A 15,051-nucleotide genomic window follows, 5' to 3' on the forward strand; every position below is an offset into this window, starting at 1 on the left:
CTCCTCTTCGTTCTTAGCCTTAGTCATGGCCTATCGTCTTTCGGGAAGGACTTCCCCATCTTACTTAACGATTGGGAGTCGTCTTGGTTTCGGAAAGCGTCACTCACCTCGATGGGCGATCGTTGCAGAGGGGGATTGAGCTCCCGTTAGAATGGCGAGAGCCCGTGGCTTCCGGCAACCGCACTGATCACGGTGATCAGACTGAGGCCGAGTAGAACAATATGCACACGGTGGAGCAACCTGAACGCTCCGTCCGGCGATCTTGCCGCCCAATCCTCGAACCGGCGACGCAAGATCAGCGGTTCAACGATAAACAACACGGCAAAAAAGATCGACCAGACGCATAGCATCGCGTGCATCCACCAGAAATGCGGATCGCCAAAGCGACCCCACATTCCTCCGCGTTGGATCATCCACAGGCCGCTTGCGCCGGCCAGCAGAAGCCAGATGCGCGCCTGGGGCGCGAAGCGGCTTTCGATGCGGTGGAAGGCCGCCAGTCGTTCGGATGGCGGCAGAGCTTTGACCGACGGGATGACCACGGTGGTCGCAAACGCGACTCCCCCGATCCAGCAAACGATGGCCAAAATATGGATCATGTGCGCGATGGTAAGGTCATCCATGTCGGTCTTCCCTTCAGGCTGCCAGAAGCTCGTCGGCCGGACCGAAGAACTCGTAGTGGATGCGATCGGATGCGACGCCCGCAAGTGACAGTGTGGCCACAAAGTTTCGCAGGAATGGACGCGGACCACATAGATAATAGTCGGCATCCTCGAGCGGCGTATGGGCCGTGAGCCAAGCCTCGTCGATCAATCCGTCATGGTCATAATCCCGGCCCGCAACATCTTCTGCACGCGGCGTCTGATAGAAATTGGTGACGCGGATATTCGGATGGCCCGATGCCAGCGCAAGGATGTCATTGGCCAGCGCGTGCGTCGACCCGTCAAGCGTGCCATGAAGATATTGGACGGGCAGGTCGGGGTGACGTTGTGCGATGGCCTCCAGCATCGCGACCATCGGGGTCAGACCGACGCCGCCCGACATCAGCACCACGGGCCGCTCCGGATTTTCGGACAGGAAAAACTCGCCTGCGGGCGCTGCGACCTTGAGCACGGCGCCGGGCTTCGCGCTGTCATGCAGCCAGCCTGACGCAAGGCCTATCGGCTCGCGCTTTACCGAGATGCGATAAGTCTCACCATTGGCCGCTTGGGAAATGCTGTAATCGCGCTTGACCGGCGGATGCCCAGGGATCTCGAGCCAGAAGGTCAGATACTGGCCGGGCTTGTGGCGAATGACAGGACGCCCGTCGGTTGGGCGCAGGGTGAACGAGGTGATGACGCTGCTTTCGGGGCGGACCTCTTCGACCACAAAAGTGCGCCATCCGGCCCAGCCGCCATCGGCCGAGCTATGCTCCTTGTAGAGACGCTCCTCGCGGGCGATCAATATATGGGCCAGGAACCAATAGGCTTCCCCCCATGCCGCAAGGACTTCGTCGGTGGCGGCATCGCCGAGCACGCTCTTGATAGCACCGAGCAGCGCTCCGCCAACATGGGGGTAATGTTCGGGGAGAATCTGAAGCCCAACATGCTTTTGCGCAATCCGTTCGACCGCTGGCGCCAGAGCGCCGAGATTTTCGATGTTCGCCGCATAAGCGAGGATCGCTGCGGTCAGTGCACGCGGTTGCGAGCCGGTGTCGCCATGATGCGACTGGTTAAACAGGTCACGGATCTCAGGATTTTCGAACATCCGCGCATACATCTCATGGACGATATCGAGGCCATGGGCTTCAAGCGCGGGGACCGTAGCTTTGACGAGCGTGATTGTGTGCTCGCTGAGTGTCTGTGACATCAACGTCTCCTTTGGTGGTAATGGTAAAAGGCTGGAATTCTGGGGGACTATCCGCCCGGCGGTTCATTGTAGAAATCGACCCGCATCTTCATCGCGCCAATCGGTTCGACGAAATGTGGCTGATCGGGCAATAATGGTCCTGGGGTGTCGGGATCGAGCAGAAGGTCGGAGGGCGGCTCCAGATAGGTCAGTTTCACCTTGCCTTCCAGAACGCGGACCACTCCCCAAACCCCGGCCTTGGTGGTGTGTCGGGCGCGAAGTGCAGCGGGGAGCGTCTTCTCGTTGAACACTGGGGTTGAGCGATAGGGTTCGGTCATGTCAGGCTGCCGCGCGGCTGGGTTTAGGTTGTGAGTCGAGCTTGAAGAACAAGGCGAGTTGCAGGCTCTCGGCGATCCGCGCGGCCTTGACCTGAAGCGCGGCGGCTGCGTCGGGCGCCATCACCTCAGCCGTGGTCCGGTTCCAGAGTGTCAGCCAGCGTTGGAACAACTCGGGGGTTATGCGTGCTTTGTGCTTGAGATGTGCAAGTACGGGATTGCCCTTGTAGCGACCGGTGGTCAGCATCACCGACGACCAGAAGGCGACCAGCTTTTCAAGGTGTTCGGGCCAGTTTTCGATCGCATCGTTGAACACAGGGCCTAACGATGCGTCTTCGCGAACACGCGCATAGAACAGGGATACGAGCCGCTCGAGCGCGCCCTCTGTAATCTTGATCCCGTCGTCCATCATCCGACTCCAATTCATGCATCTATAATACATCTATTAGGTGACTTTGAAAGATGCAAAAAAAATGCATATATGGACGCAGGAGATTGCATGCGGCTCACGCGCTACACTGACTATGCCCTGCGGGTGCTCATTTATCTGGGCACGCGGCCTGACACGCTGTGCTCGATCGCGGAGATCTCGCGTGCCTATGACATCTCGCAGAACCATCTGATGAAAGTGGTCAATGATCTGGTGAATGCCGGCTATCTCGCGAGTGCGCGCGGCCGCTTTGGCGGCATCAGACTCGCCAAGCCGGCAGCGGAGATCAACGTGGGCGCGGTCGTACGACACACCGAGGATGGCTTCGATCTGGTCGATTGCGGCGAGTGCATCATCGCGCCTGCCTGTGGGCTAACCGGCGCATTGCGGCAGGCGCTCGCCGCCTTTATGCGCGTGCTGGACGGCTACACGCTGGCGGACTTAATCACCAAACCGGCAGAACTTAATTTGCTATTCAGCGCCGCACGGAATCGGGATTTGCCCCAAACCGGCTAAAGCTGCGCAGTTGCGAGGGATTTTTTCGAACAGCGTTAGCCTGCTATTTCAGCGATGTTCTGCCATAAAGCCTGCAAGGACGAGCGCGGGAGTGTGCTGCTCGTCCCGCGCTGCGTACAGCAGAGTGCTGTGACCACGATTCAGCAGTGTCGTCAGTTCGGCGACCGCGACGGGGTTGACCTCCAGTTCCTTTCGATAACGGCGGTTGAATTCAGCCCAACGCTGCGGATCATGACCAAACCACCGCCGCAATTCCGTGCTCGGGGCAACATCCTTGAACCACGACGTCAACGCAGCGGTTTCTCGTCGCAGGCCACGAGGCCAGAGTCGATCGACAAGGATCCGGCTGCCATCCATCTTTGCGGAGGGGCCTACCCCTGCCATCCAAAGCCGGGCAACAAGGCTGAAGCCGCATAAATCGCGATAATTTCTGCCACGACGGCTTCTGATACGCCTTGCTGCCAAACAGGCGCTGGCCTGCGCTCGGGAGAGCCCGACGCCCGCGCCAGAGCCGCGTGAAAAAATTAATGTCGTGCAGATGGCGATGGCCGCCAGGGAAATACGCCAGCCTGGTGGTGATGCCATTACGGCGATAAGTGCCCATAGCCCGCCAAACATGACGCCAATGGTTCCCGGAATGGGCTTTGATTGAAATGGTTTACACATGAGGCACGCTAGTAATTTGCCCAGTCACCGGCGGTTGATGCGGCGTTCGGCTTCCGCCTTGCCGCGGATTGCGCCCAGTCTTCCCGGAGCCAGTGCCAGTGTGGCGGCAAAGGCATCACGTGCTTGCTGAGGCTTTCCATATACCAGAAAAAGTTCACCAAGTTGTTCGCGCGCAGGCACAATCGGTCCGGGTGTAAGAGGAAGCTTCTCCAGCCCGTCTTCTTCGTCAGCGGCGGTCGTCATCGACGCCACTGCAGCGAGACGGTCGCCCGCGACGACGAAGCGCCAAGCTTGTGCCGAAGACAACAGCACATCGGCCTGCGCCATCCAATACGTGTCCTTCATCACACTTAAGGCTTTACGACAGGCCATCAACTGTCCGATGTCGGCATCGGCCGAAGTTGGTTTCGCACTTCGCAACTTGCCGACTGCCCTAGCCCACCAAACGATCGCTGCGACTTGCGGGGCAGAGCCCTGGATGGGCATCAATTGTCCGGCAGTTGCCCAGTCTCGCGTCTCGACTGCCAACCGAACCGGCATCGCATTTCCGGCGTACCCGATCTTAAAACCTGCGCCGGAGAGTCCAGTCATGGCCTTGAGTCCGGCAACTTCTCGCGCCGCATCGCTGGCACGCGCGAGTTGCAGATAGGCATAAGTTAGATAGTCCATTGCGTGCAATTGCTCGCCGACATCGTCTTGATCCTTTGCGGCATCCCGAGCGGCAATGTTCGATGCGATAGAGTCATCCCACAGGCCGAGCCTTGTGAAGATGTGTGAGGGCATATGCAGCGCATGGGGCGCGGCGGGGGCTATCTTCGCATACAGGCGCGCGGCGGGCAGGCCCCGCCGGGCAAGCTCAGCACTGTCATACGCATGGATCAAATAGTGTGGGACGCCGGGATGGTCAGGCTGGCGTGTCCAGATAGGCTCGAGAATATCGGCAGCGTGCTTTTGTCGTTGATGCGTCCGGTCTGTGGCAGGCGCGGTCGCGATGAGTGAGAGCGCATAAAATACCGCGGCTTCATCATCCTTGGGATAGTCGTGTGCGACCGCAGCCATCGCATTCGAATAGCGCATCGCACGCTCGGCTGCGGGAACATGATCGGCATCCGCAAAATAGGATTTCAGCGCATCGATGAAGCCCCTCTCGCGCGGGGTCTTTTTCCCGGTCCATGCCTTGTCGATTTCCGCGATACCCGCAGCCAGTCCTTTGCCAGCAGGAACGTCCCACAACTGATGGTAATAGGTCATGGCACGCCCCCAGTGCGCCATTGCGCACGATGGGTCGCGCTCAGCAACCTCGGCAAAGGCCTTGTCAGCATCATCGTAAGCAAAAGAATGCAGCAGCGCGACAGCACGATCGAAAGTCGTTTGAACTGCGGCAACGCAACTTGTTGTGAACTTAACGGAGCCAACGCGATCGGGTGCCGGATGATGCATATGCACTTCTTGAGCAAGCGTCGGCACAGTAAGGGTGAGCGCCAGGATAATCGCAGTAAGTCGTAGCGCCATGGCTTTAGACTTTCGTGGAGTTGCGTTGATAAGCGATAGCTCTTTTACATCGATCTCTCAACTATGGCCCCAATGGTGCAGGCATGACCATCAATTGGAATGACGCGCTGTCTCAAATTGCTTCAGATGGCACTATTGACGATCCAACCGGTACGCGGCCTGTCACCGCATTGGCACGTGACGCAAAGCTGATCCTGCCGCCCGCATCCACGGGTAACCGGTCCTTCAACCGATCTTTCAGATTTGCCCGTGTTTCCACACTCATATCGCGCGTGCCCTGTCCCATACCTATAGCAATCTCAGCAGATACCCAGAAATCTGCGAAATCGTCAAAGGTACGTGTCACGACGATCTCGCGTGACGCGACGTCGGTCAGTCCAGCGTCCACCCACAACGTATGGAGAGCGCCCAATCGAGACACCTCTGCTCGCGGGGGGAGCATTGGGGTAATACCAATATTCCGTAACTCTTCCTGCAGCGCGGCCATGGGAAATCCGCCAGGTTCAAGCACGTCCCATACATAGGCCGAGATCGAACCGCCGGGTTTGACCACCCGCTTCATCTCGGCGACCCCTCGTGCGGGGTCGGGCACAAAGAAGATGACTAAAGCCATGACTGCGACATCCAAGCTATTGTCTGCATACGGCAATGCCATAGCGTCGCCCTGTTCGAAACGGGCGATGCCAGCAACTCGCGAGCGCGCAAAGCTCAACTGGCCTTCGGAAGGATCAATGCCCAAAATCTCTGCGGGTTGGCAGCGCTGCACCAGCAACTCGGTGAACGCGCCGTTACCACACCCCACATCGATCCAGTTCTGATTCTGTTCTGGCGCCAGCCAGTCCAGAAAAACGTTCCCTACCAGGCGGCTCCACACGCCCATCATGCGCTCATAGGCCGCCCCGTCTTCAAACCGTATCTGGCTTTCGCTCATCGCTCGTCCCTTCGTTGATCCCTGACCAAGATGATCGCACGCAGTTGCTTCTTGAGCCCCGGCGGCATTTGTCTTGATACACCCTGATAGCCTTCGCGAACGAGGCTGGATGTTATAGCATCCACGCTCGGGCAATCCCTTTGCCGCGCAAGCTGGAATGCCCGTTCTATGATGAAGACTCTATCTGGCAATCCGACCACCATCAGTTTAGAAGAGGAAGCGAAATCCGACATCGACGTTGGAACCGGCCAGATGCCGTGTGGCGGCTTCACCCCGAGAGTCATGACCTTTGACGGTTCCAGCCTCAAACCAGCGATATTGCGCCGTGAGACGCAGATTCGATGCCAGACGCAGCCCAACGCCGCCTATTACTTGATAGGCAAACACCGTTTTTCTGATGTCGAGCAACTGCGAAGGCGGTGCCATGGGCGCGCGCGCCGGTGCTGCAAAGGTCGTGACCCGCGTATCCGCAGCGCCGATCCCTGCCCCGAGATAGGGCTGCACCGGAAAGTGCGTCAGCGGCACATCGAAATAAACGTTCGCCATGAAGCGGGTTACGTTGTTCTTGCCGTCCTGTGGCAGAGTGACCTGGATCGGCGATGTCACCGTATAGGATTTCGACTTGTTCGCGGTCCGACCAACCTCGGCTTCGAGACGGAGTGATCCCAGACTCCGACCGACGGCTGCTTGCCCGCCCCACCCAAAATCGACATTGTTGGACACCTGCAGAGTCGATCCCGGAACAGGCGCATTGGCGATCGTCTGATGCGGTTTGTTAAGGGCAGAGCCAGTGACGGCACCGGCAACATACCAGCGATCGGTCGTTTGAGCAGGTGCTGCGGTGGCTGCGAAGGCAAATGCACCGACCGCAATCTGAATGGCGCGCTTTGATTTTGGCCGCAAAAGCCCGGCCGCAGAAACACGGTTCATTGACATCTCCAATCCGTAATGGCACGTTTGTAGCGTCATGTCACTATAGGAGCACGAATAGATTGGATCAAGAGATTAGTTCGGGTCGGGCCAATCAAAAGGCGCGAACCAAGATGGCGCTGCTTGAGTCGGCAGCAGCGCTGGTGCGCGCAGGCAAGAGACCGACTGTCGAAGAGGCGGCGCTTGCCGTCGGTATCTCAAAGCGTACTGCTTATCGCTACTTCGTGTCGCAGGAACATATGCTGGCAGATGCCGCCCTCGAATCTCTGCGCGGAAAGATGGGCGAGATGATGACATCAATCGCTGCTTCGACCGATGTCCACGGTCGGATCGCCAACCTGGCGATAGCCCTGCGCCGTCTCGCCGAAACGCATGAGGCCGAACTTCGTGAAATGATGCGGGCATCGCTCGATAGCAAAACCGATAGCGATAATGGCGTGACCCCGAAACGCGGTCAACGAAGGCTCGACTGGATTACGCAGAGCCTATCGCCTGTGCGCGATCAGCTATCGGAGGTGAACTATACCCGGCTTCAGAACAGTCTGGCTGTCTGCCTGGGCATCGACGCCCTCATCGTGCTTCGCGACATTTGCGGCGTATCAGGGGTCGAATCTGAAGACCTGATGATATGGATGTCCAACGCGATTCTTGACCGTGCGCTGCTGGAAAATGAATATGCGCACGATCCGGAACGAAATGATAGCTGAAATGCGACCCGGCTGCAGTGCGCCCAACTGTCGTCATTCGATCAAGTCGGGAACACTCCGGGTCGCCGCCGAGGGGTCACACTGATGCGCTGGGACGAGCCACGATTAAAAGTCAAAGGCCCCGACCTCAGTTCTCTTCCCCAGCATGAAGGCGTCGGCAACCAGCTGGAACGGTGCGGCGTCGATCTTCGACTTTGATACCTCGAGCAGCTGTGCGAATTCTTTGTAAATGTCGTAATACTCGTCAGCAGGCCCAATAAATGGCGGCGCGCCTTCTACCTGAAGCTGCGCGCCGCCATCGACCAGCGTCAGCCTAGTGCCATCGTCGGTCTCGATTTCGATAGACCAGATCTGCTCTCCTGTTTGACGCCAGTCGAATTCGCCCACCAGTTCCCCGTCCGTGGCGAGGCTCGTGCCGAATGTAACGTTGGCCGCTATCGGTGCCTGCCTATTAGCTGGAAAGGACAGTTCGGCGGCGCTGATAAATACGGGTTGCGGTAAAATTCTGGTGAGGATCGACAGCGCGTTGATGCCGGGATCGAACATGCCGAAGCCGCCCGCTGCCATGATCCAGTCCTGCCCCGGATGCCAGCGCCGCAGATCTTCTTTCCAGGTGACGCGAAGTGACTTCAGCGTCTTGCCGGCAAGCATGTCGGCTGCGCGCTTGACGGCAGCATTATGCTGCGCGTGGTAAGTGGCAAACGCGACTTTTCCGGCGGCGTTGGCATGACGCGCGATGTCGCCGACTTCCGTCACGGTTCCCGCTGGCGGTTTCTCCAGCAGCACATGCTTGCCGGCCGCAAGGCATGCGGCGGCAATCGAACGGCGCGGTCCCGGCGGCGTGCAGATCGACACCACGTCAAGATCGGCAACGCCGTTCAACATCTCGTCGAAGCTGGCGAAGCTTTGCACACTTTCAGGCGCGGCCCCGCTGCCGACGTTGGACACGGCAACCAGTTCGAATTCCGGTGTGGCGGCAATCGCCGGGACATGCTGGTCCCGCGCAATCTTGCCGAAGCCGATGATGCCGATACGGTGTTTGGCCATTCTTACCTCTTCAGATCAGGAAGTCGTAAAGCGCAGGAAGTGCCCATCGGGATCCCGCTGGCCTGAAATGGGTTCAATAAACTCGGCCGGCGACCGTGCGATCAGCGTCAGCACCGTCTTGGTAGCCGCGATGTCCTTCCGGGTCATCTCGTGCGATATTGCCGATGCCGGGGATCGATAGTGCAATAGCTCGATGTGGGGCCCGGGCTCGGGTGTCAGCAGTGTCACGATGTCGACGACTGCCCCGACGAGCCCGTCGAGCCGATCTTGCTCGGGGCCCCGATTCAGCGAACGCGCACCCAATCGGAATCCCAGCCCTTTGTAAAAGGCGATACTCGCATCAAGCGACCGCACCCCCAGCGCCGTGTGGTCGATCCCCAGGAACACCGCGCTTTCGGGCGATCCGACTTGGGACCAAGCGCTGGTCGGCGCAAACGACAGTTCCAGCGGGTGGCCGTCGGGGTCGCGGAACTTGTACGCGGTTACCGAACCCGTGCTCGGCGGCAACAACTGCGGTCCCTCCAAGGTGATCGGCTCGGGCGAAAAGCGGGACAGCCGCTCATATGCGATGGCCATGTCGAAGACGGCTATTGCGAAATGCTGGAACCAGGGATCGTTCGCCTTGCGTTGTTCGGGATAGGGCGAGGCGTCAGGCTTTGACCGCAGTTCGATACGTTGTGCCCCGATCGCCAGGCAAGCGCCGCCTGTGGTTCTGGCTTCCACCCTGAAGCCAAGCGCGCCAACGTAGAAATCAATAGCCCGCTCGATGTCGCGCACGTTCAACGTCAATCGTGTGATATGGCCAACGGTGGGCAAGTTTATGACCGGCTTTCCAATTATTTGTATCGCAATCCGCGTTTTGTGTGCTTTCCGGATCAGAGACGAAGCGTATCACGGACACCAGCACAGGAGCCAGAGCGGATGAAGATGAACTGGCCGCTGCTGGCCCTTGCGGTGGGCGCCTTTGGCATCGGCACGACCGAGTTTGCGCCAATGGGGCTTTTGCCCGTGGTGGCGGACGGTCTCCATGTATCGATCCCCAAGGCGGGCCTCCTCGTCACCGGTTATGCACTTGGCGTGATGGTGGGCGCGCCATTGCTGACGCTGCCGACGGGGCGTTTCGATCGGAAGCTGGTTCTTGTCGGATTGATGTGTCTGTTCACGGTCGGGAATTTCATGGCCGCGCTCGCCCCTGGTTATGGTTGGCTGATGGCGGCGCGTCTCGTCACCTCCCTGTGTCACGGATCGTTCTTTGGCGTCGGGTCGGTCGTCGCCGCGAGCTTTGTGGCACCGGAGCGTCGCGCCAGTGCGGTTGCCGCCATGTTCAGCGGGCTGACGCTTGCCAATATCGGCGGCGTGCCCCTTGCAGCATGGGTCGGGCAGCATGTCGGGTGGCGTAGCGCCTTTGCCGGTATCGGCGGGCTAGGCGTGGTGGCGATGGCTGCGCTGCTGCTCGCCCTGCCGTGCATCGCTGGCAACGCTGAAACGGATATTCGTGCCGAGCTGAGGGTGATGGCCCGCCCCGCCGTCCTGCTCGCCCTGTTGGCGACCGTGCTGGGATCGGCGGCGATGTTCACCGTGTTTACCTATATTGCCCCGATCCTGCAGCATGTGACCAATGTGTCGGAAAATAGCGTGACGCTGACGCTCGTGATCTACGGTGTTGGCCTTACCATCGGCAACGCGCTGGGCGGGCATTTTGCGGATCGGGCGCTGAACCCGACGCTGATCGTTGTATTCGTGTCGCTGGTGGCGCTGCTCACCCTGTTTGCCTGGACGATGCACAGCGCGGTCCCGGCAATCGCTACGGTGTTTGCCTGGGGCGTCGCGACCTTTGCCCTTGTGCCCTCTCTGCAGGCGCGCGTAATGAGCGTGGCAAGCGACGCGCCCAACCTTGCCTCCTCGATCAACATCGGTGCCTTCAACTTTGGCAACGCGATCGGCGCGGCGCTTGGCGGCGGCGTTATATCGGCGGGCCTGAGCTATGGCTGGGTATCGATCGCTGGCGCTTGCATGGCCGCGGGCGGTCTTGCGCTCGTCCTGCTTACGCGCGGCCGAGAGGATCAGCCGAGACGTTCGGCGATGTGATCGGCGACGCGCAAGGCATTGGCGATGATCGTCAGCGTCGGGTTTACCGCGCCGATGGTCGGAAAGAAGCTGGCATCGACGACGTAGAGATTGTCCACTTCGTGCGCCCGGCAATCAAGATCGAGGACGGACGTCGCCGGATCGGTGCCGAAGCGCATCGTCCCCGCCTGATGCGCGGTGCCACCAACGGGTATGTTCTTGCCGAGATACAGCGACCGGTTCAGCAACTGCGGATGCGCATCGACGTGGGTCAGCAGGCCCTCGAGCTTTTGCCGGAGCCTACGGTGCGCCTCGCCGCCAGTCGGTTGGACGGCCAGCGTCACGCGCCCATCCTTGCCGAGAGTAATGCGGTTTTCCGGCAGCGGCAGGTCCTCGCTCATGACCCAAAAGTCGATTGCATGCCGTGCCAGCACGTCGAACGGCTTGTCGGGAAACCATTGCAGGAACGCAGGCAGCGCCTCCCCCTCCACTGCCGCGCCATGCGACTTGCCGTTGGTGAGGATCGTCCCCAGCGGGAACTCCCAGTCGTAGGCACCAAAATAAAAATCGGTCAACGCCAGCGTCTTCTGGAATATAGTGTCGTTCCGTTCCCGCGAGACCGCCATGAACGCCGCATTGTTGTGGCGCATATAGTTACGACCAACCTGGTCCGAACCGTTGGCGAGCCCTGTCGGATGCTTGTCGCTGGCCGAACGGAACATGAGCAACGCCGAAGACAGCGCACCGCACGCCGAGACGACGATGTCGGCGGCATAAACTTCCGGCATACCGTTGCGCACCACTTGGACGGCGGTAACGGTCCGCCCCGACGGGTCGGTTTCAAGTCGCTCGACATAGGCCCCGGTCAGCAGCGTGACGTTGTCATGGGCAAGCGCCGGTTCGATGCAGGCGATCTGGGCGTCCGCCTTGCCATTGGTCAGGCACGGGAAACCATCGAAAGCGTCACAGCGGATGCACGCGCTGGTCGGTGACGCGCGCGTGCCGACCTCGTCGAGCAATATGCCAAGCGGCTGCGGAAACGGATGATGACCGATCTTTTCCAGCGCATCCGAGAGTGCCTGCAGCCGCGATTCATGCGCGACGGGCTTGAACGGATAGGGACCGCTCGACGGCGGCTCGTTCGGGTCCAGCCCGCGCTGCCCATGCACCGAGAAGATCGCCTCTGCCTGCGCATAGTAGGGTTCGAACACGTCATAGGGCAGTGGCCAGGCGGGGGAGATGCCGTCAGAATGGACGATCTCCCCGAAGTCGCGCTCACGCAGGCGGAACAGGGCCGAGCCATAGACCTTGCTGTTGCCGCCGACCACATAATGCAGGCCGGGTTGAAAGCTGTTCCCGCGATTGTCGTACCATGTTTCCTTGACCTGATATTTGCCGTCGACGAACACCGCTTTTGCGTTCCAGTTGTCGGGCTCACGCTTCAGATAGTCTCCACGCTCGAGGATCATGATGCGCTTGCCCGTCGCTGCCAGTCGCAGCGCGAGCGATGCGCCGCCGGGCCCGGAGCCGATTACGATAACGTCGTAGCGGTCGTTGCTCATCGGCGTGCCTCCTGTTAGCCCGATAACAAGGGAGAGACGTAAATGGGTCCCTTCCGAGCTTAATGGAATTCCCACCATGACATGGAACGAGACTGTGTGGATTGTGGCGCGGGTCTGCCTGGTTGTGATGTTCCCGTTCAGCGCGATCGACAAGATATGGCATTGGAAGAACTCGATTGCCCAGACCAGATCGGGAGGCATCCCGGGCGCACCTGTTCTGCTGGTGCTCGCGATTATGGTCGAGGGACTGACGCCGATCTGCATCGTGGCGGGATGGTTCGATCGTCCAGCGGCGCTGCTTCTGGCCGGATTCTGCTTCGTGACAGGATTTCTCTATCACCCCTTCTGGACTTATCATGACTTTTTCAGCATTCGGGACGACAGCGTGGCACGCGAACATTTCTGGCAATTCCTGAAAAACTTTGGCCTGGTCGGCGGCTTGTTGCTCGTAGTGTTTGCAGGGACGCTGGACCGGCCGACGGAGGTCGTGAAGCCGAAGGCCTGGTCGTCCCGGTCGCACTAAGCGTCGGGATCATCGGTCAAAACGTCGAACCGGGCGCGCAGCGCGCGGCATTGTCCCTGCGCCAGAAGCGTTAGCCCGAGTGCCGGCCAATCGACCTGCGGCGCATTGAGCGCCGCATTGGCGTTCTGAACAGGCTCGGCGACGAACACGCCACCTTCCGGCGGCGAATAGACCTGGAAGCGACCCGCATCGGGAGATGACAGTCGTAGCGATGCCTGCTCGCCGGGCCATGTGATCAACGCCGAGCCGCCCCAGCCATCAAAGCCGTTGTCGAGCGCCTGTCCGCAAATAGGCGGCGCACGCAGATCGTACCGACCCGTCGCAGGAACATTTTCGACCGGCAACACCGCTGCATCGATCGTCCAGGCACTTTCGACGACCGTGTCGAGCACGGTCTCGGTCGTGCAAGGGTAATAGGGATGGAAGCCGAGCCCGCACGGCATCCGTTCTGGTGACAGGTTGCGGCAGGATAGTTCGAGTGAAAAGCCGTTCTTGTCGAGTGCGAGCCGCTGGGTCGCCTCGTACGCCCACGGCCATTCACCCGCAGGGTGAAGATACGAAAGGGTCGCGCGATCCCCGTTTTCCTCCACGACCTCCCACGACGCCCGCCAGCCCTGACCGTGCATTGGGCTCGGGTCGCCCGGACTGTTAATCGACAAGGTAACAATGCGCTCATCACAGGTGAAGGTGCCGCCGCGGATGCGATTAACGAACGGCACCAGCGGAAAACATGACGCGTCAAGTACGTCACTGATCGTTCCGTTGCCGGCGCGCAGCAGCGGCTGTCGCCGCTTGCCCAATACGTGATCGAAGCGAACAATGCTGCCGCCGATCGAGGGCATAAGTTGGAGTTCCAGCAGGCCTGCATGCAGAAAGAGCCGGCGTTCCATTATCCGTTCTCCTGCACCGCGGGCGCAGTCGGTTTCGTTCTGATCATCCGGCGCGCACCCGCGCGCTGCCGCATCGCATGAATGTCGTCGGCTTCGTCCGGCATCATCACGGGCACGGTCAGGCACATACTCTGGGTGGGAAGAACATCGCGCCACTGCTGGATAAGTTCCTTGTAAGCCTGACCGACGGGCCTGATCTTGCGATCGAGGTCATAGAGACCAAGCGGGTTGACGTTGCCGTTTGTCTCACGAAGGGCGCTGTCCCAGTCGATCTGGTCAGTGAGTGAATACCAGGTAAAGCCGACGACCGGCACACCGTCGTTGCGAACGCGCAACACATTTGCCCACTCCTTCCATAGCCAGTCAACCGCTTCGGTACCGAGCGGCCCCTGGTTTAGGTTGGTTTCGGTGTGCATCACTGGCAGGCGGTACCGGGCGTGATATTGCCGGGTAATCTCGCTGTATCCAAAGATCTCGCCCGACGCCGTAGTCGAGCCATCGGGGCGCACGCGGTGTTCGTTGGTTACGTAATAGTCATTGCCCATGATGCAGTGCTGCTTCAGGCGATTATCGAGAAAGAAGTGATACTCCTCCTTCGTCATGCCGTTACCCAGCAGATATTCGTACATTTCTGAATCGACGCGGCGTCCGTAATTCAGGTCGAGCGATAAGAATCGTTGGGAATTCATCAGTTCCGCCGGCCTGATCGCTGCGGGGCTTTCCGCATGGAAATATTCGGAGGATTCGCTCTGGATGAAGATTGCATCCGGGCGAACCGTCAGGATCGCTTCCATGGCTAGCACGTTCGCCTTGACCAGATGCTTGAGCGCAGTGACGAAGCCCAGTTCGCTGCTCAGTTGTTCATTCCACCAGCCGTAGCGCGCCGAAAAGGTCGCGCAGATATACATCTCGTTCACCGGGGTAAAAAGCTGCACCCACGGGAAACGGCTCGCAAAGGCCAACGCATAGTCGCGAAACAGGTCGGCAAAATCGGGGTTCTGGAAGTTCCCGATCCAGTCGGGCACGCCGAAATGACACAGGTCGACGATCGGTATGATATTGCGTTTTTTCAGCTCGGCAAATGCCTGGTCAGCAAATTCCCAGTCATATT

At 59.6% G+C, this 15,051-nt stretch carries 17 protein-coding genes; 4 read left to right on the forward strand and 13 right to left on the reverse strand.

Features of this window, described 5'->3' with window-relative positions; genetic code table 11:
* Positions 1-146: 146 nt before the first annotated feature.
* The 4 genes from Q0R02_RS07175 to Q0R02_RS07190 are packed head-to-tail and all read right to left on the reverse strand — an operon-like array spanning position 147 to position 2,568.
* The gene (locus tag Q0R02_RS07175; RefSeq protein WP_293881980.1) at positions 147-620 is read right to left on the reverse strand and encodes a hypothetical protein; all 474 of its coding nucleotides are present in this window, start codon (positions 618-620) and stop codon (positions 147-149) included.
* A gap of 13 nt (positions 621-633) precedes the next feature.
* Positions 634-1,845: an NO-inducible flavohemoprotein gene (hmpA, locus tag Q0R02_RS07180; RefSeq protein ID WP_293881982.1), complete on the reverse strand. Its 1,212-nt coding sequence runs from the start codon at positions 1,843-1,845 to the stop codon at positions 634-636.
* Positions 1,846-1,892: 47 nt separating this feature from the next.
* Complete coding sequence (locus Q0R02_RS07185; protein ID WP_293881984.1) at positions 1,893-2,162, reverse strand: DUF1971 domain-containing protein; 270 nt, start codon at positions 2,160-2,162, stop codon at positions 1,893-1,895.
* Position 2,163: 1 nt separating this feature from the next.
* On the reverse strand, positions 2,164-2,568 hold the full coding sequence (locus Q0R02_RS07190) for a group III truncated hemoglobin (protein ID WP_293881986.1): 405 nt from the start codon (positions 2,566-2,568) through the stop codon (positions 2,164-2,166).
* 90 nt (positions 2,569-2,658) lie between these two features.
* Here Q0R02_RS07190 and Q0R02_RS07195 point away from each other — a divergent pair, with 90 nt between their 5' ends.
* Positions 2,659-3,105: an Rrf2 family transcriptional regulator gene (locus tag Q0R02_RS07195; protein WP_293881988.1), complete on the forward strand. Its 447-nt coding sequence runs from the start codon at positions 2,659-2,661 to the stop codon at positions 3,103-3,105.
* A gap of 48 nt (positions 3,106-3,153) precedes the next feature.
* Here Q0R02_RS07195 and Q0R02_RS07200 read toward each other — a convergent pair whose 3' ends face one another.
* The 4 genes from Q0R02_RS07200 to Q0R02_RS07215 all read right to left on the reverse strand — a co-directional run bounded on the left by Q0R02_RS07200 (position 3,154) and on the right by Q0R02_RS07215 (position 7,144).
* Positions 3,154-3,771 carry a DUF488 domain-containing protein gene (locus Q0R02_RS07200; protein WP_293881990.1) on the reverse strand — a complete coding sequence of 206 codons (618 nt, stop codon included), beginning with the start codon at positions 3,769-3,771 and terminating at the stop codon, positions 3,154-3,156.
* A 24-nt stretch (positions 3,772-3,795) separates the two neighbouring features.
* A complete protein-coding gene (locus Q0R02_RS07205; RefSeq protein ID WP_293881992.1) occupies positions 3,796-5,283 on the reverse strand; it encodes a hypothetical protein in 1,488 nt (495 codons plus the stop codon).
* Between the two features lie 112 nt (positions 5,284-5,395).
* The gene (locus Q0R02_RS07210; protein WP_293881994.1) at positions 5,396-6,214 is read right to left on the reverse strand and encodes a class I SAM-dependent methyltransferase; all 819 of its coding nucleotides are present in this window, start codon (positions 6,212-6,214) and stop codon (positions 5,396-5,398) included.
* Between the two features lie 207 nt (positions 6,215-6,421).
* Positions 6,422-7,144: an outer membrane beta-barrel protein gene (locus Q0R02_RS07215; protein ID WP_293881996.1), complete on the reverse strand. Its 723-nt coding sequence runs from the start codon at positions 7,142-7,144 to the stop codon at positions 6,422-6,424.
* Positions 7,145-7,206: 62 nt separating this feature from the next.
* Between Q0R02_RS07215 and Q0R02_RS07220 the strand changes: the two genes are divergently transcribed.
* The gene (locus Q0R02_RS07220; protein ID WP_293881998.1) at positions 7,207-7,851 is read left to right on the forward strand and encodes a TetR/AcrR family transcriptional regulator; all 645 of its coding nucleotides are present in this window, start codon (positions 7,207-7,209) and stop codon (positions 7,849-7,851) included.
* A gap of 105 nt (positions 7,852-7,956) precedes the next feature.
* On the opposite strand, the gene Q0R02_RS07225 is transcribed toward Q0R02_RS07220, so the two are convergent.
* Together Q0R02_RS07225 and Q0R02_RS07230 are read right to left on the reverse strand one after the other, a co-directional pair.
* Entirely contained in the window at positions 7,957-8,898 is a 942-nt protein-coding gene (locus tag Q0R02_RS07225) for a Gfo/Idh/MocA family oxidoreductase (RefSeq protein WP_293882000.1), read from the reverse strand.
* A gap of 15 nt (positions 8,899-8,913) precedes the next feature.
* Positions 8,914-9,714 carry a VOC family protein gene (locus tag Q0R02_RS07230; protein WP_367271441.1) on the reverse strand — a complete coding sequence of 267 codons (801 nt, stop codon included), beginning with the start codon at positions 9,712-9,714 and terminating at the stop codon, positions 8,914-8,916.
* A 105-nt stretch (positions 9,715-9,819) separates the two neighbouring features.
* Here Q0R02_RS07230 and Q0R02_RS07235 point away from each other — a divergent pair, with 105 nt between their 5' ends.
* Positions 9,820-10,986, forward strand: coding sequence for an MFS transporter (locus tag Q0R02_RS07235; protein ID WP_293882002.1), 1,167 nt, complete (start codon positions 9,820-9,822; stop codon positions 10,984-10,986).
* Here Q0R02_RS07235 and Q0R02_RS07240 read toward each other — a convergent pair.
* Complete coding sequence (locus Q0R02_RS07240) at positions 10,962-12,527, reverse strand: GMC oxidoreductase (RefSeq protein ID WP_293882004.1); 1,566 nt, start codon at positions 12,525-12,527, stop codon at positions 10,962-10,964. The genes Q0R02_RS07235 and Q0R02_RS07240 overlap by 25 nt on opposite strands.
* A gap of 76 nt (positions 12,528-12,603) precedes the next feature.
* Between Q0R02_RS07240 and Q0R02_RS07245 the strand changes: the two genes are divergently transcribed.
* The gene (locus Q0R02_RS07245; protein WP_293882006.1) at positions 12,604-13,050 is read left to right on the forward strand and encodes a DoxX family protein; all 447 of its coding nucleotides are present in this window, start codon (positions 12,604-12,606) and stop codon (positions 13,048-13,050) included.
* Here Q0R02_RS07245 and Q0R02_RS07250 read toward each other — a convergent pair.
* Positions 13,047-13,940, reverse strand: a complete 894-nt coding sequence (locus tag Q0R02_RS07250) for an aldose 1-epimerase (RefSeq protein WP_293882008.1) — start codon at positions 13,938-13,940, stop codon at positions 13,047-13,049. The genes Q0R02_RS07245 and Q0R02_RS07250 overlap by 4 nt on opposite strands.
* A partial coding sequence (locus tag Q0R02_RS07255) for a family 1 glycosylhydrolase (protein ID WP_293882009.1) occupies positions 13,940-15,051 on the reverse strand: 1,112 nt, incomplete at its 5' end. The genes Q0R02_RS07255 and Q0R02_RS07250, both read right to left, overlap by 1 nt.

The organism is Sphingomonas sp. (assembly GCF_025353885.1).
Lineage (GTDB): Bacteria > Pseudomonadota > Alphaproteobacteria > Sphingomonadales > Sphingomonadaceae > Sphingomonas_O.

Bases quoted from the DNA above. Each gene is read 5' to 3' on its own strand.
- Q0R02_RS07190 (WP_293881986.1), bottom strand. From the start codon at position 2,568: ATGGACGACGGGATCAAGATTACAGAGGGCGCGCTCGAGCGGCTCGTA.
- Q0R02_RS07250 (WP_293882008.1), bottom strand. From the start codon at position 13,940: ATGGAACGCCGGCTCTTTCTGCATGCAGGCCTGCTGGAACTCCAACTT.
- hmpA (WP_293881982.1), bottom strand. From the start codon at position 1,845: ATGTCACAGACACTCAGCGAGCACACAATCACGCTCGTCAAAGCTACG.
- Q0R02_RS07215 (WP_293881996.1), bottom strand. From the start codon at position 7,144: ATGAACCGTGTTTCTGCGGCCGGGCTTTTGCGGCCAAAATCAAAGCGC.
- Q0R02_RS07235 (WP_293882002.1), top strand. From the start codon at position 9,820: ATGAAGATGAACTGGCCGCTGCTGGCCCTTGCGGTGGGCGCCTTTGGC.
- Q0R02_RS07225 (WP_293882000.1), bottom strand. From the start codon at position 8,898: ATGGCCAAACACCGTATCGGCATCATCGGCTTCGGCAAGATTGCGCGG.
- Q0R02_RS07210 (WP_293881994.1), bottom strand. From the start codon at position 6,214: ATGAGCGAAAGCCAGATACGGTTTGAAGACGGGGCGGCCTATGAGCGC.
- Q0R02_RS07240 (WP_293882004.1), bottom strand. From the start codon at position 12,527: ATGAGCAACGACCGCTACGACGTTATCGTAATCGGCTCCGGGCCCGGC.
- Q0R02_RS07195 (WP_293881988.1), top strand. From the start codon at position 2,659: ATGCGGCTCACGCGCTACACTGACTATGCCCTGCGGGTGCTCATTTAT.
- Q0R02_RS07245 (WP_293882006.1), top strand. From the start codon at position 12,604: ATGACATGGAACGAGACTGTGTGGATTGTGGCGCGGGTCTGCCTGGTT.
- Q0R02_RS07185 (WP_293881984.1), bottom strand. From the start codon at position 2,162: ATGACCGAACCCTATCGCTCAACCCCAGTGTTCAACGAGAAGACGCTC.
- Q0R02_RS07175 (WP_293881980.1), bottom strand. From the start codon at position 620: ATGGATGACCTTACCATCGCGCACATGATCCATATTTTGGCCATCGTT.
- Q0R02_RS07205 (WP_293881992.1), bottom strand. From the start codon at position 5,283: ATGGCGCTACGACTTACTGCGATTATCCTGGCGCTCACCCTTACTGTG.
- Q0R02_RS07200 (WP_293881990.1), bottom strand. From the start codon at position 3,771: ATGTGTAAACCATTTCAATCAAAGCCCATTCCGGGAACCATTGGCGTC.